Consider the following 1305-nt stretch of genomic DNA (forward strand, 5'->3'; position numbering starts at 1 on the left):
GGTTCTTCGCAGATAAGCGTGAAAGGCGGCGGTGACCGCATGGCTTAAGCTTGGATTGCTACCACGCATTCCAGGCAACCAAGAAAGGCCACCGCCATGCCCGAGGCTAATCTGCTTTCCCTGTTCTGGGAAGGCTTTTCACTGGCGCATATTGAGTCGGCAACGGATAACGCGCTGACCCTGCGGCTGGCGCCGATGCCCACGATCGCCCCGTGCTGTAGTGGCTGCGGGCAACGTACGCTGGCCATACACGATGTGAGCCTGCGACGGGTGCGCGAGCGTGATCTGTTTGATCGTCGGGTCTGGCTCCAGGTGCCGGTTCGACGCGTGCGCTGTGTCGATTGCGGCATCCGCACCGAATCGATCCCGTGGCTGGCCGGACGCCGTCGTATGACCGCGGCGATGGTGTCCTATGTCGAAGCGATGACGCGGCTGTGGCCGATCGGCCAGGTCGCGGCCCTACTGGGCCTGCACTGGCACACGGTTCGAGCGATTGACCATGCACGCTTGCGCCGCGTCGTGGTGGCGCCGGACCGATCCCGGCTGCGTCGACTGATGATGGACGAATTTGCCCTGTACAAGGGCCATCGCTATGCCACGGTCGTGGCCTGTGCTGACACACAGCAGGTGCTGTGGATTGGCGAAGGACGCTCCCGAGAAGCCATCCAGCCATTCTTCGAGTGGCTCGGCGATGCCTGCCCACAGATCGAGGCGGTCGCCATGGATATGAATACGGCCTTCGATCTCGAAGTCCGCGCGCACTGCCCCAATGCACTTGTCGTCTACGACCTGTTCCACGTCATCGCCAAGTATGGCCGCGAGGTTGTCGATCGCGTGCGGGTGGATCAGGCCAATGCCCTGCGCCACGACGCGCCGGCACGGCGCGTGGTCAAGCGCAGCCGCTGGCTGCTGCTGCGTAACCGCGACAATCTCAAGCCCGACCAGGCCAGCGCGCTCGACGAACTACTGGCGGCCAATGTCCCGCTGATGACGGCCTATGTGCTCAAGGCTCAGCTTAAGGAGCTATGGTTTGCGCCGAGCATAAAAGCAGCCCGAGCCCGTTGGGCTCAGTGGTACGCCATGGCCATGGCGTCGGGCATCGCGCCCTTGCAGCAGTTTGCCAAACGCCTGTCAGCTTACGTTGAAGGCATCATCGCCAGTGCGGTGCACCCGATGAATACCAGCGTGCTCGAAGGCATGAACAACCGCATTAAAGTCATCAAACGCCAAGCCTATGGCTTTCGTAACGCCGACTACTTCTTCCTCAAAATCAAAGCCGCGTTTCCCGGTAAAGTGCGATGAACC

The 1305-nt window shown here is 61.7% G+C and carries 1 protein-coding gene; it reads left to right on the plus strand.

Features of this window, described 5'->3' with window-relative positions; all coding sequences use genetic code 11:
• Positions 1–96: 96 nt before the first annotated feature.
• A complete protein-coding gene (locus J7355_RS17575; RefSeq protein ID WP_209065056.1) occupies positions 97–1302 on the plus strand; it encodes an ISL3 family transposase in 1206 nt (401 codons plus the stop codon).
• Positions 1303–1305 lie beyond the last annotated feature (3 nt).

The sequence above is a fragment of the Endozoicomonas sp. G2_2 genome, from assembly GCF_017744135.1.
Taxonomy (GTDB): Bacteria; Pseudomonadota; Gammaproteobacteria; order Nevskiales; family Salinisphaeraceae; genus Salinisphaera.